The organism is Desulfuromusa kysingii (assembly GCF_900107645.1).
Taxonomy (GTDB): Bacteria; Desulfobacterota; Desulfuromonadia; order Desulfuromonadales; family Geopsychrobacteraceae; genus Desulfuromusa; species Desulfuromusa kysingii.
This window is the reverse complement of the sequence record NZ_FNQN01000008.1, coordinates 159,386-177,211: the sequence shown is the minus strand read 5'-3', so window position 1 is coordinate 177,211 and position 17,826 is coordinate 159,386. Positions and strand designations below refer to the sequence as shown.

Below are 17,826 nucleotides of genomic sequence, written 5' to 3'. Positions count from 1 at the left end.
TGGCAATAAACAAGCAAGGTAACAGGGTGCCCCTGCTGTGGGGTGCTGTTAATCTTTCGCCAGAAACTCGCCTTGATTCTTTTTCTCAAACTCCCGCATTGGGGACAACAGGTTTCTCTGTTGTAAACAACTTCCAATCGAGCAGGCCTGACGCTGATGACCTTTTTGATTGAAAAATCGACTAATCCTGTTAATAATCTTTCCATAGATTGATCTCCTTTCTTTGGTTGGAAATTTGATCAATTTATGGGGCATACCATAATTCTTTGGTATGCCTTTTTTCAGGTCAGGATCTTTTTATCCCCCTTCTTTGAGGTAGAGCCATTTTTCCCTCCATCATACTGGTTTTTCCGGAGTTGATGCGATAGTCTAACTGATGTCTAACGAAGGGAGCGCAACAATGGACAACATGGATTATTTACTCAAGGATATTCCTGTCCCTGAGGTTGTAAAAGTCAATCAAGAGCTATGCGCGGAACACATAACCGATATCCATGGTGAGATTTTAAAGAAGTTAGAAAAATCGGCTGGATACCAGAAACTGAAGTCTGGGCAGACTGTCGCAGTCACGGCAGGCAGTCGTGGCATCTGCTCGATCGACACCATTACCAAAATCATTATTGATCAGCTCAAGCAAAAATCAACCTGTCCCTTTATTGTCCCTGCTATGGGAAGCCATGGTGGAGCGACGGCTCCAGGGCAGAGAAAAGTTCTGGAAACTCTGGGGATTACTGAAGAGACCATGGGTGCAGAGATACGGGCGTCTATGGACGTTGTTCAACTCGGCAACATCGCCGATGGTCGACCGGTTTTTCTTGATCAGCACGCTGATGGCGCCGATGGCATCGTGCTTATCAATCGGGTTAAGGCGCATACGTCTTTTCGAGGACCTTATGAGAGTGGGTTGATGAAGATGATGGCCATTGGTCTCGGTAAGCAACAGGGTGCGCAGGCCTATCATAAGACCGGATTTAGTACCATGCCCGGCATTATTGAAGCTGCAGGGAAGGCTGTCCTCGCGAAAAAAAATATCCTTTTTGGTGTCGCTATTGTAGAGAACGGCTATGGTCAAATTGCTGCTATAGAGATTCTGGAGAGTGATGAGATTATTGAGAAGGAAAAACAATTGCTGATGACAGCAAATAGCTACTTGCCCAAGTTATTTATGCAGCAACTTGACGTACTCATCGTCAAAGAAATTGGTAAGAACATCAGCGGCACGGGAATGGACTCCAATGTGACCGGTCGATTCAATAATGAATTTTTCACCGGCGATATAAAAGTGAGCAAATTAGCCATCCTCGATTTAGCAGACAAGAGCAAGGGGAACGCCAACGGTGTTGGTCTAGCCGATTTTATTACCGAGAAGATGTATAAAAAGATTGATCTTGCGCAGACCTATCCCAATGCCCTTACGGCAACAACAGTTGTCAGTGTAAAGATCCCGATGACTTTGAAGAACGATAGACAGGTTATTCAGGCGGCGATAAAAACAGCAAACATTATGGACGAAAAAAATGTCAGGCTGGCGATCATCGAAAGCACAAAGAATATGAAGACCTTCTATATATCGACGAATTTGCTTGATGAAGCCGCATCTGCCAGCGTCAAAAAAATTGGCCAACCAATCCCGGTTCCTTTCGATGATAAGGGCGATCTGCAGTTGGATTTCCATTAACGATGTCCTCTCATCTCGATGACTTATTTGTATTTTAGGAGAAGCTCGATGCAACACTTAATAGGGAAAACACTTTTATTATTGCTTGTCCTCCCCAGCTTGGTTTTAGCGCATACTGGTGCTGGTGAGGCAACAGGTTTTATTTATGGATTTAATCACCCCATCGGTGGTGTGGATCATCTGCTGGCAATGATTGCTGTCGGATTGTGGGCGGTACAAATGGGTGGTCGTAGTCTATGGGTTGTTCCCAGTACCTTTGTTGCTGTTATGCTGTTGGGTGGAGTGCTTGGTTTTTCAGGTGTTTCTGTGCCTTTCATTGAAGAGGGGATTCTGGTTTCAATTCTTATTTTTGGTGTTTTAATCGCGGGGGCTTTTCGATTTCCTCTACTTTATAGTTCTATAATTGTCGGTTTTTTTGCGCTGCTCCACGGTCATGCTCATGGTGCCGAGATGCCAGTTGCTCTGGGCGCCGGTTCGTACGCTATTGGTTTTGCTTTGGCTACTGCAATCCTCCATGTTACTGGTATGGGGATCGGGGGACTCATGCAAAAAGCTAATCTACAAACAGCCACACGATTTGCCGGTGGTGTCGTTGCGCTCAGTGGTCTCTATTTAGCCTTCATATAGATGGTTTAGCACTGCATTCCAAGGCCCCTATTTAAAGGATCACGCGGGGGCCTCCCATTTATAATGTATTAATTTCAAGTATCATTACCCGTTTTTCAGAGAGAGCTGGTATTTTGAGTTTACTTACTTCTGTGGCTAATTATTCTTAACTTTGGGTTTTTTGTGTCAGAAAACCACGTAAAAATGGATTGATTGAGCACGGACGGGGAGTGACTAAAGTTGTTTCAGTAACGGTATTAACCGCCGACCATATTATTTGATTTTCCAATCCAAATACACTTTGTTATCTAAATAACCTGTTTGACTTGCCTTGGCCAATCCTCTATTTATGAGCATTGAGGATGTCACGACATATTAAAACCACTATTAATTCCAGGAGTTTAAGATGCAAAAAATGCTTCAAATGGCCACTATGGTTCTGTTGTTAACTCTCGCCACGTCGGTTTCAGCTTTTGCCTATCAGTACATGACTGCTGCTGAAGTCAAACAAAACATTGCTGCAAAAACGCCGATGACACTGGTTGATATTCAGGTCGAAGATGAATTTAACCAACATCATATTATCGGTGCTCAGGCGACCTACGCTTATCCTGTTAAAAGTGATGCTGATCGGAATAAAATGACACCAGTTATCACCCCTCTCCTCAGCAACAATGATCTCGCTGTTGTTGTTTGTCCTCGGGGTGGTGGCGGTGCTAAACGGGCATATGATTTGCTTCTGAAATCGGGTGTTGCTGAAGATCGGGTCTATATTTTAGAAAAAGGGCAAGCCGGTTGGCCATATCCTGAATTGTTGGATTAAGCGTTTTTATTTCCCATGAAATCGCAGGTTTCATTGGTCACCTGCGGTTTCATGGGGAAGTTCTGCTGTGTCTACACAGCGGACTTCCTGATGATGTTGAACGTATGAAGGAGATGATCCATGCGGTAAAGAGGGGAGGCGACAACCCTCTGTTTTTTTAAACTTTCATTCTCTGGCAGGTTGACTCCAAGACCACTGACACCTGCTTCTTTAGTTCTGCCATTCCCACGATCTTTGCTTGCATCACAAATCAGCAAGAGAACCTGAGAGGGTTAATTCATAGCTGCCGTTGGCTGTCTTTCGTGAGCCTAACTGTAGTAGTTCTACAATCATGGGATCAGCGCTTTCCTGTGGGCGAATCTCCAATTTCATATTGATTTTCGTGGTGTTGATATCCCGTCCCAAAAGAATGTTTCCACGTCCTGAAATGGATAAATCTCCTTCGCTGGCCTGAAGAGAGGTGATCTTGAACGCGTGACCACGGCCTGAACCGTTGATGACAATATCGCCAAGATTGATTGCTAATTTTAAGTCACTATTTCTGGCGACATTGATATCCTTGAGAGTCAAACGGATGAGACTGGCAGAATTTTTCTGTAATGGCACTACGCTTGATAGGGACATCTCCGTTAGTTGACCGGAGATTATCAACGTTTGATCGGTAAGAGACAAAGGGGCGAGATTAAGTTGAGATGCGTCCAGATTTAAGGATCCATCACGAAACATATCTGCTGTCATGGTTCCGGAAAGCAATCGCATATCCAGATGTCCACCGGGATTTTTTGACAACAAAGAGAGCCAACGTGGGGTTATGGTTAGCGATTGAATCGGAATCGTTGGCAGAAGAGGATTATCCGGTTGAATTTGGACATTGGCCGCATCAATTCCGAATAAAGAGATGTTGATGTCCCCTTGGGTCACAGACAACTGGCCCTGCGTTTCCAGTGTAGAGATAATTATCTGTTTAACCTTGGCTTCCGGGAAAGAGAAAATAATTCCTGCAAACAACCCCAGAGAAAACAGTATAAGTGTAGCTAGAGTTATTTTCGATTTATTGAATAGCATTGATACGGAATATTTCATGTTCAGTTCTTACCATAGACAGAGATTGTCATCGTCAGATCGACTTCTGAGGCGTTATCAAATCTTTTCTTGCTGCGAAAAGTTTTAATCTGCATCTGGCTTTCTGGGGCCTCAATCTTCCAGAGTAACTGTAACATCTGCTCGAGGGATAACTTCTCGAGCTTTATATCGAGGTTATCAATCCGGATCTCTCCTTGTACCTGTGATGGCTGCGGGCGGATGTAACTTAAATTTTCCCGACCGACAACATTGGACGCAAGCTCTTCCATTTTAGCTAATGGTGACATTGAACCACTGCTGCTCATGGACTTTTGCGTGTATTCCAGTTGTTTTTGCAGTGCTTGATACTCCACCTGTAGATCTTTGACTTCCAGCAGTTGAGATTGTTTGCTGGCGATCTTTTTATCGAGCAGCATTAAGCGTTCATGATAAGGCTGATAGATCCCATAAAAGAGGATGGTTGCAAGAATGACAACTATCCCGACAAGTAGATAGATTTTCTCACGCTTTTCCAGTTGATCAATACGATTGAGCACGTTGTTATCCTAGTTAGTTTGGGACAAGGTTCAAAGTAAGGCGGAAGTTGATTTTTTCGCCTTTGAGTGCCATCTGTGCTTCAGCGACTTGAGCGCTTTGAATCTGGGGCGATTTCTCTAATTCTTCGGTGACTTTATTGATCGCATCAAAAGAGGGAGCACTACCACTGACCTTGACCTCACCAGATCCGATGGTCAGTTCTTCGACTTCGAATGCGATGTTTGTCGTGGCATCAGAAAGGAGCTTCAGCAGCGGTAAAATTTGTGACTTAGAGCCGCCGATAAATGACATTTTTTCGCGAAGCTCTCTGATACTGCTTTTCATTTGTAGAGGGATATCTACAATCGCGGTTTTTGCTGAAAAGGTCTGTTGGAACAGTTGAGTCATCTCTTGTTGGAGACTGTTCAGTCGGTTTGCTCTGGTCCGATATTGAATAACCGCCGTGGTTGCGACAATCAAGGCACTGATGATAGTGAGACTGGCAGTCAGCCACAATGCGCGCTTAAGTTTTTGCCATTCCCCTTTCAGGGCATATTGGCCACTGCGGAAGTTAAATGACTTCTGCTCTTTTGCTCCAGAGGCACGAAAGGCGAGTGAAGTGGCGTGAAAGTAGGCTGGTGGAACAATTTCACCAGCCAGATTCAGGGCCAGTTCTTTTGCATCATAGCCGATATCTTTCAGGTTGGTTGCTAACGTTTCAATGTCGCCGTCACCAACGATAAGCACTGGCAGGTTCATCTCTTTGTCATGAGCTGCAAGGGTCTTGATCGCCCGGGAAATACTTTGAATATCCCCTTTTACTGCTGGCTGTATCGGTTTTGGTAACAGTTGATAATCCTGCAACTGTCCAGCGTGGATGAAGCTGATAAGAGTCTCCTGAGAGTTGATGGTAATCAGGATCGCTTCTTGGGTGCTTTGTGCTACCAGCGGCAGCAACGAAAATGGTGGTAGGTCGAGGATATGTAGAGGTATTTCAGCTTCAGCTGCAGAATTGAGAACCTTTTCTACGGTATCTCTGGGAATTGCGGCTGCCGTTACCTGAGATAACCCCTTGGCTGATTTGCTGTTGATGATCGTACTGGTGAGGCAGTCGTCAATCGAGACAGGTATCTGTGAACTCAACGAGAAGGGGACCGCCGCCATGATTTTTTTGCTGTCGCGAAAGGGGAGCTCCAGCTTGCGAACATAGGCTGTTTTTGCTGGTAAAGCGGCAGCGATTCGATCGCTGATACCAAGATGACGACCCACATGGGCATATAGTTCTGCCAGTTGATCTTCTAATTCATTACCCTGACTGCTAAAAAAACGAACGGATTTCAATTCATTTTTATCGTACTCTAAGAGAGTCAAATAACAGTTGGTGCTTCCAATGTCTAAGCCAAGAAATCGTTTTTTCATCGTATTCAGATTGTCCTTATGTAAGACAAGGATTTGCTGCTTTTGTCGAACAGAGTTTCAAGAGCACATCTTCCGTCGTTGATATAGGCTTCCGCGGTAATTTTATAAAAACTGCTTGTGGTTCCAAGAAGACCTTGATTGGCTAAGGTTTTTATCAAACTGAACTGATCTTCCCCCAGCAGAGTCTGCAATGCGCTAATCGTGGTGATCGGGCTGTTGCCTCGACTATCAATAATAAGTTCTATGGTCTGCTCACTCATGTCAGCACTAAGAGACATCAGCACTGGAGCCTCAGCAGTATTGATATTGACCAGTTCGATACCATCTGCGGATAAATATGGGCTAACAAGCTTAAAAACTTCTGGCGTAAAACCTTTGACCAGTAACAGCTCTTCAAGTGAATCCATAGACCCATTTTTACACGTATAGGGCGTTGCCAGACTTTGGTAATAAATGTTTTCAGCTCCAGAGACTGTCAACTCCAGATCATCCGTCTGGATTTGCTGATACGGAGTGTCTCCAGAGTCCAGCCAGTCAATAACGGCTGCGGTTAATTCGCCTGGATCCTCAACCTCAAGTGCAGCCAGCAAGCGGTAGAAGCGATCGACCGCAACCGTTTGTGGATTGTTGCCGACCACCAATGTGTTGATAGCAATTTTTCCACCTAAATCTTCTATTGCCAGCGAGATAAAACCTTCTCCAACGGGATAGCTGGAAATCCCACTGCCCCAGGATTCAGAGGGTGCATCATAGGCGTTGTTATCTGACGTAATCAACGTTTGCCCGGCCGTGATGCCGCCACGGGCGAGAGAGTAGGCTCTGGTACTGTCTCGAAACGTTTCCGTTAATCGCTGCTCAATTAATGTGGAATAGGAGAGTTCCATCATAATTGCAGTCAGCAAGGTGACAATAATTAAAACGAGAAGTAAGGCCATCCCCTGTTCCTGGTTTTTGCTTTTCATCATCAAGAACCGTTCACCGGGAGCTTGAATGCCGTCAAAAACGGGATCTCTTCACCCTCTTTGTCATATGCGGTGATCATGACTTCCAGCATATCCGGGAAGCCTTGCAGACTTTGATCCCACTTATCTGACCAGGTGCTTTCAGAAAAATAACGCACAGTTAAACTTTTAATTCCGGTTGCCATCCGCATCGCTGGAAAATTGTCCAGATTTATATCTGTTAACAGCGGTTCCTCTGTACGCATGATAACATAGCTCCCATCTGTGCTCTCAGTATCTTCCACTAACTCATAACGGACAGAGGCAAATCCCTTTCCCTCAATATTTGTAGACACTGTCGCCGTGGTGCTGAGCTCAAGATAGACCAGACCTTTATCGTTGAAACCGCCTTCCAGGACCGCGGCATCGTCACTGCTATGGTCATAAATGCCGTGCACTTCACGACCGATTCTGTCCAGGACAACACGCGCTAGATGGTAGGTCTCACTGTTGAGGTCGAGCTTGTCTTTTGACGCGCTGATGGAGGTGAAGACCCCGTATATTGATGTGATCGCAATCGTAAAAATACTGATGGCAACCAGAACCTCAACCAGTGTAAAGCCTTTGGCCTGTTCCCAGAGCGATCTATCAGAAAATGAAGGAATCAATGGATACCGACTCATTTTTCTCTCCATCTCCCCATGTCACGTCAACCGTCACCATCCGTACCGAATCCAATGGTGTGTCGGTGAAGCTGGTTTGCCATTTATATTGCTCGAATGGTTCCTCAAAGACTCCTTGGTCTTCATCCTGTAGAGCTATTCCATCTGCGAGAGATTCCACTTCGCTCAATTTATGCTGAGCCAACAGGGTTGCCTGGGTAATCCGCTGTAAGCGCTCATGGATTGCAATGGTCCGAATATTAAGCGCCTGAAGGGAAATCAGCGCAATACTGATGATGGCAATGGCGATCATCACTTCAAGCAGAGTAAACCCCGCTGCGCTGTTGCTTCTGGACCTATTGTTAATATAAGCGGATCGTAACGCCATAAGTCTCTTTCACTGCAAGGTCTGGTTCAACTGTCGGGCAAAGTCAGAATTCCCGGTAGCCATCAAACGTTTCACAATGCCCCGTCAATGGGTTAACCACTACCGTCAGAGTCTGCTTGTCTGCACTCCTCAGGTGGATCGTGCTTGCCTCTATCCATCCCGAAGGCAATATCCTTACCGTCACTTCACCCTGACTGAAAGTGCCTCGCCCTGAGATGGTCATATCCATAAACTCGATATTCTGCTCTAGCTGTATATCTTCTGGAATCCTTTCTACACTAAAGAGGTTCCCATCTGTCTCTAGAACCGCACTCCGGTAAGTGTTGTCACTCAGATTGTAGATGATACGATGTTCCTGCGATGAGAGGGCTGCCTCATTGAACAAGTATTTAATCGTCCATGACAATCTTCTGGCAGAGTGATGTAACTCGCCTTCCCCGATATGAGAAAATTGGGGAATGACAATGACGGAAAACAGTCCCATCAAAAAAAGGACGATGGTCAACTCCAGCAGGGTGAACCCAGACGCCTTTTTAGAGCTCCCAGCTATTGATATCAGCATCAATCCCTTCGCCCCCCGGTTCCCCATCGGCACCGTACGAAATTAGATCGTAATCTTTGCTATGTGCCCCAGGTGACAGGTAAAGGTAATCGCCTTCCCATGGATCCTTAGGGATTTTTTTCAGATAACCACCTTCGGGATACTTGGATGGAATCCGGCCGCTGTCCGGGATCGTGACGAGGGCGCTGAGGCCTTGATCTGTGGTTGGGTAAAAACCATTATCGAGTTTGAACATCCCCAATGATTCCTCCAACCCTTTAATATCGAGCTGAGCCTTGGTGACCCTTGCCTGGTCAGGACGGTCGAGGAGTTTTGGCACGACAATGGAGGCCAATATCCCCAGAATGACAACAACGACCATAATTTCAATCAGCGTAAAACCTTGATTATTTCTGCATCTCTTTTTCATTGAAGTTCCTTTACTGTGGTTTAGAATCCTTGGCTTGCTTCAAAAAGCGGAAGCAGTATCGCCAGAACAACAAATCCAACCACTCCCCCCATGACCAGAATCAAAATTGGTTCCAGAAGGGAAAGGAGGCTGGTTATCGATAAATCAGTTTGATGATCGTACGTATCTGCCAAGCGGGTGAGCATCGGTTCGAGTTGTCCGCTTTTTTCACCGGCAGCGGTCATTTGTGCGACCATCGGCGGGAAAACTCCCGATTCCTTGAGGCTTTTTGCCAGCGAGCCGCCCTCCTGAACCTGACGACGAGCATCATCGATCGCATGACTCAGAACACTATTGCGTAACAGCCCCTTGGAAATATCAAGGGCCTTCAAAAGTGGCACTCCGCTTTGTAACAGGGTGCCGAGGGTACGGGAAAACCAAGCGGTTGCGATCAACAGGTTCAGGCGACCGAAGATCGGGATCTTCAGCAGGATGCTATCGGTTTTAGTTTTTCCTGCCGGGGTATTGCGATAACGTTTCAGTGCAATGACTGCGGCAATGATAATAACAACGAAAGCCATCCACCAACTCTTAACCCCTTCGCTTAAAGAGATCAGCAGTTGCGTCGGCCATGGCAGGGCACGGTCCATTTCAGTCAGCATTAGAGTGATCTTGGGAACCACGAAGACAAAAAGAAACGCCAATACCCCGGAGCCGACCAGAACCATCAAAATAGGATAGGCGGTAGCGGCCTGGATACGGGACTTGATGCGTGCCTGTTCGTCCAGAAAGTCTGCAAGCTGGAGGGTTACCTGGTCCAACGTTCCGCTGCTTTCACCGACCTGAATCATGTTGATATAAAGATTGGGGAAGACCTGTTGATGTCCGCTCATCGCCTCGTGCAGGGATGACCCCTGAAGAATTTTTTCCCGGATCGCCATCAGGGTATTGCCAACGATGGCGTGTTCCGTTTGCTCACCGAGAGTTAGTAAGGTTTCATCAAGAGAGATCCCCGCACTTAAGAGGGTTCCCAACTGGCGTGTCATTGCTGCTAAATCTGCCGAAGAAATTTTGCGCTTGAAACCGAAGGACTTAAACCATCCCGATGACGATGATTCAGCTAACTCACTGAGATTGGTAATGTAGATCCCCTGTTGTGAGAGTTTCTTCACAACGGCTTTACGCCCGCTCCCATCGGCTTTACCCGAGACTTTGCGACCTTTTGTATCAAATCCTGAATACTCAAAAAAAGGCAAGGTCAGTTCTCCTCTTGGGTTACACGAAGCACCTCTTCAAGCGTTGTCTCGCCTTGTAAGGCTTTTGCCAGACCCGCTGAACGGAGAGTCTGCATCCCTTTTTGTTTCGCCATTTTGCGGATACTTGCGGCATCTTTGTTCTTTAACAGCAGATCCCGTACGTCGTCATCCATCTCCATGAGTTCGTAAATCCCTGTGCGTCCCCAATAGCCGATTTGCATGCAACGTTCGCAACCGCGACCACTGAAGAATACAGGATTGTTGGGTAAACCTTCATCTCTTAACTCATCCAACAGTTCAGCAGGGGGAACAATTTCTTCACGACAGTGAGGACAGATTCTGCGCACTAATCGCTGAGCCATGACGCCGACGATACTGGACGCTGCCAGGAACGGTTCGACTCCCATCTCGACCAAGCGAGTCAGCGCTCCTGCGGCGTCATTGGTATGCAGGGTTGAAAATACCATATGTCCGGTCAGCGCCGATTGGATAACAATTTCAGCGGTTTCCTGATCTCGGATTTCTCCGACCATGATAATATCAGGATCCTGCCGTAATATCGATCTGAGACCATTGGCAAAGGTGAGATCGATCTTAGAGTTTACCTGAAGTTGGCCGACACCCGAGAGTTGATACTCAATCGGATCTTCGACAGTAATGATATTTTTCTCCAGTCGATCCAGCCGGGTGAGCACCGAATAGAGGGTGGTAGTTTTCCCTGAACCCGTTGGTCCTGTTACCAGAAAAACCCCATGAGATTTGTTGATCATATGCTCGACCCGCTGCAACTGCTTCTCTTTCAGACCAATCTCTTCCAGAGACAGAACGCTGGACGATTTGTCCAGTAACCGAAGCACCACCCGTTCACCAAATGCGGTCGGCAGGGTTGAAACCCTGACATCAATATCCTGACCTGCAATCCGAACTCTAAGGCGGCCATCTTGGGGCAGACGCTTCTCCGCGATATTCAGCTGCGACATGATCTTGATCCGGGAAACAATCCCGGCGTGAGCTTTAAAAGGGGGGTTGTGGATATTGTAAAGGATGCCGTCAACCCGGTAGCGGATCATTAACTCATTTTCAAACGGTTCAATATGAATATCACTGGCACGTTCTTTATAGCCCTGGGTAATCAAGCTATTGACAAAGCGGATAATAGGCGCCTCATCAGTGGTGTCCAGCAGATCTTCCGGTTCAAAATCCTGCACCAGATCTGTCGAGCGGTCACCTTCAATTTCTTCAATCACGTTGTTGGATTCACCAACCTTGCCTTCGTAACTCTTGTTTATGGCTTTGAGTATTTCAGTCGCCGACGCCAGGCATGGCTCTACAGCTTCCCCGGTTAATGTCCCTAGGTCGTTGAGTAAGGTCGAATCAAGGGGGTCAGACAACGCAACCAGAAGACCCTCTTCTGTCCGTTTGATCGGGTAGAACCTCTTGTCTTTGGCATAGCCAATGGGGATGAGCGCAAGCAGGTTTTCCAACCCTGATTGTGCAGGCAATTCTTTATAAAAAGGAAGGTCAAGCTGAGTGGCCAGTGCTTGCGCAAGGATCGCGTCGGTGATGACTTTTCTGCTGACCAAGATTTCTCCCAGACGCAAACCATTCTGCTCTTGATCGTTCAGTGCTGTCTCAATATCTGCATCCGCAACGGAGAAGTCTTGCCGTAATATTTCTCCCAATTGCTGCCAATTATTATTTATCAAACCTGAACTCCACTCCTGTTATCCTCCTCGTTCGTTGCTTTCAAATGGATTTATTGTCTTTCGTAACTCTGGCAATAATCACTCGCTGGGGAGGCTTTTTATCTCAGTTTTATCCCCTTCTGAAATTTGTTCAGAGAACGATTCCTGCATGTCTTCAGGGATAAACTTCTGTGCTGCGATCTTGTTTTTTGTGGTTATTTTCACCAGATCCTGTTGACTGTTGATAATTGACGGAGTGATAAAAATCAATAAATTGGTTTTTTGGTCAGTTCTGTTTGTGTGTTTAAATAACCAGCCTAAGCCGGGAATGTCTCCGAGAATTGGAACTTTTGATACGGTTTCCTGTGAGTCCGTGCCAATGAGTCCGCCAAGAACAACCGTGTGATTGCTTTGTGCGAGAATGGTGTTTTGGATTTGTCGTTTGCTCAGCGTCGGACCAAGCTCATCACTTGTTGAAATCAGCCCGGTTATCTCTTGAAAAATATCGAGTTTAACCAGATTGTCCTCGATAATCTGTGGGGTGAAGCGCAGGGTTAATGCGACATCCTGTCGCTCCACTGAAACAGACTGGGATAGACTGCTACTATCGGTTAAAATTTCGGTAATAATAGGAACATTGGCACCAACGACAATAGTCGCTTCTTTGTTATTTGAGGTTAAAAGTCGTGGTGCTGAAAGGATATTGACATCATCATTATTCTCTGAAATGTCTATCAAAGCCGAAATGGCGGGAACATAAAAATCCTCACCATCGGTGCCTGTGACCGTGATTGGATTGAACAGTCCACCCAGTAAAAGGCCGTCAATGGCGCTGGAGAGAAGGCTGCTGTCACTGGAACTGGAGAGGTCACTTAAAGATGTTGATCCACTATTGAGATTACTGGTGCCTAAGAGCAGGCTATCATTACCAAGATCAACTGCGCCGGAAAGCGAGGCCCCAAGTTCGCGCGTTGCATCCATGGAAATTTCAAGAATCAAGGCTTCGACATACACTTGCTTTCTCTTGATGTCGAGACCTTTGATGATGTTCTTGATGACATTGTAGTCGGCATATTGGGCGTTAATGATGAGCGAATTTGTCGGTGTATCGGCTGTAATTGAGACCGGAGTAGAGGAAAGTGGAGTCGTATTGTTTTTTGTTCCTGCAGCTTTCGTCGTTGTTTCTGCTTTGATCCCGCTTAAAATCTGGTTCAGGGTTTCTGCCAGAGTCTCCGCATCCGCATTTTCAAGGCTATAGATGTTGATGTTGGATTTCTCTTCAGAAAGTTCACGATCCAGCAAGGGTAGCAGGTTTTTAATCCGCTCCAGACTTTCTTCATCTGCCAGCACGATGAGTGAGTTTGTCCGAGTATAGGGGATGATCTTGCTGCTGGTTCCCGCTGATATAGACAGATTACTCTTCTTGGATGACCTGGTTGAAGTGGCTTTTTCCGCCAGAATCTCGGTACAGATTTGTGCCACTTCAGTTGCGTCGGCATACTTGAGTTGGAAAGAGACCATGTCGCCGGCGAGATCGGGTTGATCCAGTTGCTTGAGGATTTTCACCAGCCGCTCAATGGTGGCGGCGCTCTCAGTCAGAATCAGGGTGTTGGTTTTTGGATAGGCAATGATGTTCCCCGTCGCTGGCATTAATGGCGCCAGCACCGAGTTTGCGACTGTATCGACATCAAGATAGTCGAGTCGCACCAGGCGGGTAATGAACTGTTCCGAGTTGGAGCCCGCACTTGAATAACGTAAGGGGAGGTTCTCCTGCCGAGCATTTTTGACTGAAACAATTTTATTCACTTTTCCTGAGGGGATAAGGGTGTAGCCTTTGACATTAAGAACCGTGAGGAAAAGTTGATAAATTTCATCCAGAGTCATAACTTCGGGAGTGACAATGGTGACCTTGCCCTTGACGCTCTCATCGAAAAGAAAGTTCTTCCCAGTCAGTTCACTGATGGTTTTGATTAACTCTGTTATTTCGATATCCTTGATATCCAATGAAATACGATCATCCGGCGGAGTCGCAGCATGGGTGTCAATGAGGACAGGGGTGACAAACAGGCAGGTCAGTGCCGCCAACAAGATTAGAATATTGTGGATTCTCAAGGAAATCTCCTAATTCAACTCGTAAGAAAAGGTCATTGCTTCGCCCTTGCGTTCGACAGCCAGACTGATCTGCCTTGCCTCCCGAAGTTGCTGAAAAATTTGTAGCCCGGACTCAGGACCATCTAAGGGGATGTTGTTAATATTCAGGACGACATCGCCGCGCTTCAATCCCAACTTGTTCAAAATAGACGTACGTTTAAGTCTGCGCACGATAAAACCATCGGTTTTGCCATTTGTGATCCGTGGCTGCATTTGTGCCAGACGCAATTCGGCAGAGAGATTCTCCCGGGTGGCGTCTGCAGTTCGTTTCGGGATGACCCAATGGGTTTCGTCAATCTTCTCTATCCCGCTGGTTGCCGGGACTTTTCCCGCGATCGCGCGTCCGGTACTAGTCTTGGTGTCTTCAGCGACCAGCACATCCGTCAAGCTCTTGTCACGCTCTCGGATCTGGATGTAATTTCTGAAAATATTTTCGATGATGCCACCGTCTGGCAGTTCATCGCCGAGATGAAAGATGGTGAATTCGCCCTCTGACTGCATTAACGCCAATGAGTCTTCACCGGCACCGACCGTACCCAGTAAAATTCGCTTCGTTCCAGTCGTCCTCCGGCTGCTCGTCGCTGATTCACGAGGTACGTTTTCATCTATCCCCAGATCAATGGTGGCAGAGTTAGAACGGCTTGAGGGGTCAAACAGGTTGCGCTGTAGGATCAGATTAAGGTCCGTTGCTGCAAATGCTTTGACCTTTGTCAGCTGTGACGAGACCGCATCTTGAGAGTGACTTTGTGTCCAGTTGAGGCTTTTATCCATCCATGCTCCAGCGAGTAAGCCACAGCAAAGCCCTAAAATAACGACAAGGAGCAAGTTAATATGGATATAGTATTTTTGGTAAAATGTAAGCATTTTGCCTGTACCTTTTTATCTTCTAATCCAGAAAAAAGATGTTTCTTTCTGGCCAGATAGCGTCTGCCTGTACATGGTAAAAAAGCGGTAGCTTATCATATCAAATTACTAGGAGATAACTAATTTTTTGCTTGACCGTTTTCCTGTGTGATTTCAACCATCCCATCTCTCTTCTCTCACGAACCGCCGGGCGCATTGAGCTCAAATAGGTATCCATCATAATTCAAAACAGTTGCCGTCGGTTTGATCTCTTCAACTGTCAACCCAGCCTCAACTCTGTCCCCTTCATGGAGATTTCTGCCATTGATGCGAACCAATCTTTTCTCGGGGATTGAGTTGTAAAAGTGTAACGATATTTTTAATGATGGCAGTTGCTGTTTGATCTTCAAGGGGATATCTGCATAGCTTTGGGTGCTAGTTTCAGTCTCTATTGCGGGCTCTTCTACTGTCACGGGTTGCGTTACTTCTTCTGGTCGTGCCTGGTTCGGCATTGGCACTGCTCTGACCGGAATAGGGGGATTGACGATATCTGTATTTCTGACAACACTGTCACTGTCGTTGATGTGGTTTTGCTGCATCGGTTCGGGCCGAACATTTTCGTGTCTTTGCGGCGCATGTGTCAGTGCCGTTGTCACAGTAGCGGGCCGTTTTTCGGTTGTTGTCATGAGATCATTGTTTGTCGTCGGTTGGGCTCTGGTTGCGACCTCAGGTTTTGCCGTTTTTCCTGTCTGCATGTAGCCTAACCAGCCACCCAGAAGCAGGGTGCCCAACAATCCAGAAACCAGCAATAAGATTTTTAATTTTCCCCCTCGGGTCTGTCGTTTCAAGATGAGAATCTGTTTTTTAACTTTTAAGTTTTCCCCCTCAAAACTTTTATTTTCGGCTTTTTTTAGCGCATTGAGGATATAAGACATCAGTCAACACCTCCGCTGTAGAGTCTCGGCCCCGGAATATTGTTGCTGCGGTTGATCTGGATGATGGTTTGAGCTCCTAAAACACCATCAGGAACCAGGTCAGAAGTAAACTGATAACGTTTTAATGCTCCCAATAGTGCTCCTTCCAGTTTTTCCTCTGTCCCTGTTGGTTGATAGAGCCCTTGCTGCGCGAGGGAAGATGCCAGCCAGTTTATCAGCGGTGACGATTGTCCCGGATAAAGTAACCCGGAATATCCGGCGGGGGGTTGCCATAGGAGAAAATATTCTCCAAACCAACGATTTTCCAAGACGTCAGTCTGCAGTGCTATTTGCTGACCAGCAAGAATAAATAAGGCTTCATCGCCATCCGCCGTTGCCAGAAGGGTATAGAAGGGCAATCCGTCATTGTCATAAAGGGTCAAGATCGCAGGCCGATTCAGGTTTTGTAAACTTTCGAGGCTACCACTCTTTTTAAGACATCTGAGCCCGTTGCTGGCAGCAAAATTACAGGCCTCATTCTGTACATCAGAGTAGTCCAGCAGCCACAACGCCGCAAGATCTTTAAATGCGTTATCAAAGCTATTTCCAAAGCCCAAACTTTCCGGCCACAGGGCTGGAAGGGTGAGTTGTTGAGGCTCCTGCCGCGGTTCAACGATTGGGGGTGCGGATGGCAATGGTTCCGGTAGCACAGGTTCTGTTGCCGGGCTTTGCTCCTCGATTGTTGCACTTGCTAGTTTTGGTGTCGGGGATTCAGAAATTTGCATGCTCAGGAGGGCGCTGACAACGAGGATAACGAGGAACAATCCCGCTGCAATCAGCCAGCGTCCCTTAGCGCCTTTCAAGCGGAGGTCAAAAGTCTCTTTGTTGGCCTGCTTGACAACCGCTGGAGTCACTCGATCCTGCAACTCTGTATATGCGCCGAGAAGTGCTCGGTCGCATAGCAAGTTGATCAATCGGGGAACGCCACCTGTTATTTTATAGACTTGCTGGATGGCGCCATCAGTGAAGAGAGCCCGCTCTCCGCCAGCGATACTGATGCGGTGCAAAATATAGATAGCAGTATCTTCTCTGTTGAGGGGACCCAGATGATACCGGGCGGTGATCCGTTGCGATAACTGCCGCAACTCAGGCTTGCGGATCAAATCTCTGAGTTCCGGTTGGCCAAGGAGAATAATTTGCAGTAATTTATGGCGACTGGTTTCAAGGTTGGTCAGGAGACGGAGCTGCTCCAGAACCTCAGTGGCTAGATTCTGGGCCTCATCGATAACGATGACTGTCTTCTTGCCTTGTTCATTGGCTTGCAACAAGTGCTGATTAATCAGGTCAATCAGGTCTTTTTTAGACGCCTCTGCCGCTCTTTTGATGAGTAATTCATCGCATATCGTCTGCAACAGTTCCAGGGCTGTGACTTTAGGATTGATAATGAAGGCAAAGCTGATTTCATCGGGTGCTTGTTCAAACATCGATTTGCAGACGGTGGTCTTACCAGTGCCGATTTCACCGGTCAAGAGAACAAATCCACCTTCGGTTTGTAACCCGTAAAGGAGGTAGGCCAACGCCTCCTGATGACTTTTGCTCATGTACAGGTAGCGCGGATCTGGAGCGATTGAAAAAGGTTTCTCATTGAGCCCGAAGTATTCAGCGTACAAATGCGTTCTCCAGTTTTCAACTGTGTATGGGGAGCAGCATGAGCTCATCCGTGATGTTCGTAAAAGATGTCAGCATACCCTGTGTCTTGAGGAAAAAAAACCTCTAAATCGCAACAATAAACCCACACGGATAGCGTGCCAACGTTGACAACGACAAGTAGGGGTGTTAATTTGCTCAGCAATTGCACATAAAAGAGCGATCGTTCCTTCTTTCATCGATGATGATAAAGGAGTTCGCCGA

The 17,826-nt window shown here is 46.7% G+C and carries 17 protein-coding genes and 1 pseudogene; 3 read left to right on the top strand and 15 right to left on the bottom strand.

Going from position 1 to position 17,826, the window contains the following annotated elements; all coding sequences use genetic code 11:
• A pseudogene (locus BLU87_RS17460) lies at window positions 1–206 on the bottom strand (hypothetical protein); the annotation flags it as partial.
• Between the two features lie 194 nt (window positions 207–400).
• Here BLU87_RS17460 and BLU87_RS13455 point away from each other — a divergent pair.
• From BLU87_RS13455 to BLU87_RS13445, 3 genes are all read left to right on the top strand, one after another.
• Entirely contained in the window at window positions 401–1,678 is a 1,278-nt protein-coding gene (locus BLU87_RS13455; protein WP_175498399.1) for a nickel pincer cofactor-dependent isomerase, group 22, read from the top strand.
• Window positions 1,679–1,726: 48 nt separating this feature from the next.
• Window positions 1,727–2,305: a HupE/UreJ family protein gene (locus tag BLU87_RS13450; protein WP_092349611.1), complete on the top strand. Its 579-nt coding sequence runs from the start codon at window positions 1,727–1,729 to the stop codon at window positions 2,303–2,305.
• Between the two features lie 385 nt (window positions 2,306–2,690).
• The gene (locus BLU87_RS13445; protein WP_092349608.1) at window positions 2,691–3,107 is read left to right on the top strand and encodes a rhodanese-like domain-containing protein; all 417 of its coding nucleotides are present in this window, start codon (window positions 2,691–2,693) and stop codon (window positions 3,105–3,107) included.
• Between the two features lie 243 nt (window positions 3,108–3,350).
• On the opposite strand, the gene gspN is transcribed toward BLU87_RS13445, so the two are convergent.
• The 14 genes from gspN to BLU87_RS13370 all read right to left on the bottom strand — a co-directional run bounded on the left by gspN (window position 3,351) and on the right by BLU87_RS13370 (window position 17,585).
• The gene (gene gspN / locus BLU87_RS13435; protein WP_092349602.1) at window positions 3,351–4,190 is read right to left on the bottom strand and encodes a type II secretion system protein GspN; all 840 of its coding nucleotides are present in this window, start codon (window positions 4,188–4,190) and stop codon (window positions 3,351–3,353) included.
• Between the two features lie 2 nt (window positions 4,191–4,192).
• Window positions 4,193–4,726 (bottom strand): type II secretion system protein GspM, encoded by a 534-nt coding sequence (gspM, locus tag BLU87_RS13430; RefSeq protein ID WP_092349599.1) that lies wholly within the window; start codon window positions 4,724–4,726, stop codon window positions 4,193–4,195.
• Between the two features lie 13 nt (window positions 4,727–4,739).
• Window positions 4,740–6,125: a type II secretion system protein GspL gene (gene gspL, locus BLU87_RS13425; protein WP_092349596.1), complete on the bottom strand. Its 1,386-nt coding sequence runs from the start codon at window positions 6,123–6,125 to the stop codon at window positions 4,740–4,742.
• A 5-nt stretch (window positions 6,126–6,130) separates the two neighbouring features.
• Window positions 6,131–7,090 carry a type II secretion system minor pseudopilin GspK gene (gene gspK / locus BLU87_RS13420; protein WP_092349593.1) on the bottom strand — a complete coding sequence of 320 codons (960 nt, stop codon included), beginning with the start codon at window positions 7,088–7,090 and terminating at the stop codon, window positions 6,131–6,133.
• On the bottom strand, window positions 7,090–7,749 hold the full coding sequence (locus BLU87_RS13415) for a prepilin-type N-terminal cleavage/methylation domain-containing protein (RefSeq protein ID WP_175498398.1): 660 nt from the start codon (window positions 7,747–7,749) through the stop codon (window positions 7,090–7,092). Before BLU87_RS13415 ends, gspK begins: the two co-directional genes overlap by 1 nt.
• On the bottom strand, window positions 7,715–8,116 hold the full coding sequence (locus BLU87_RS13410; protein WP_092349587.1) for a prepilin-type N-terminal cleavage/methylation domain-containing protein: 402 nt from the start codon (window positions 8,114–8,116) through the stop codon (window positions 7,715–7,717). The genes BLU87_RS13415 and BLU87_RS13410 overlap by 35 nt, the downstream gene beginning before the upstream one ends.
• A 43-nt stretch (window positions 8,117–8,159) precedes the next feature.
• Window positions 8,160–8,678, bottom strand: coding sequence for a prepilin-type N-terminal cleavage/methylation domain-containing protein (locus tag BLU87_RS13405; protein ID WP_092349584.1), 519 nt, complete (start codon window positions 8,676–8,678; stop codon window positions 8,160–8,162).
• A complete protein-coding gene (gspG, locus tag BLU87_RS13400; RefSeq protein WP_092349581.1) occupies window positions 8,650–9,087 on the bottom strand; it encodes a type II secretion system major pseudopilin GspG in 438 nt (145 codons plus the stop codon). The genes BLU87_RS13405 and gspG overlap by 29 nt, the downstream gene beginning before the upstream one ends.
• Window positions 9,088–9,107: 20 nt before the next feature.
• Window positions 9,108–10,322, bottom strand: coding sequence for a type II secretion system inner membrane protein GspF (gene gspF / locus BLU87_RS13395; protein WP_092349578.1), 1,215 nt, complete (start codon window positions 10,320–10,322; stop codon window positions 9,108–9,110).
• Between the two features lie 2 nt (window positions 10,323–10,324).
• Complete coding sequence (gspE, locus tag BLU87_RS13390) at window positions 10,325–12,028, bottom strand: type II secretion system ATPase GspE (RefSeq protein ID WP_245706525.1); 1,704 nt, start codon at window positions 12,026–12,028, stop codon at window positions 10,325–10,327.
• Between the two features lie 78 nt (window positions 12,029–12,106).
• Window positions 12,107–14,119, bottom strand: coding sequence for a type II secretion system secretin GspD (gspD, locus tag BLU87_RS13385; protein ID WP_175498397.1), 2,013 nt, complete (start codon window positions 14,117–14,119; stop codon window positions 12,107–12,109).
• A gap of 9 nt (window positions 14,120–14,128) precedes the next feature.
• Complete coding sequence (locus BLU87_RS13380) at window positions 14,129–14,929, bottom strand: hypothetical protein (protein WP_092349572.1); 801 nt, start codon at window positions 14,927–14,929, stop codon at window positions 14,129–14,131.
• Between the two features lie 269 nt (window positions 14,930–15,198).
• A complete protein-coding gene (locus tag BLU87_RS13375) occupies window positions 15,199–15,936 on the bottom strand; it encodes a general secretion pathway protein GspB (RefSeq protein WP_092349569.1) in 738 nt (245 codons plus the stop codon).
• Window positions 15,936–17,585 carry an ExeA family protein gene (locus BLU87_RS13370; RefSeq protein WP_175498396.1) on the bottom strand — a complete coding sequence of 550 codons (1,650 nt, stop codon included), beginning with the start codon at window positions 17,583–17,585 and terminating at the stop codon, window positions 15,936–15,938. Before BLU87_RS13370 ends, BLU87_RS13375 begins: the two co-directional genes overlap by 1 nt.
• Between the last annotated feature and the right edge of the window lie 241 nt (window positions 17,586–17,826).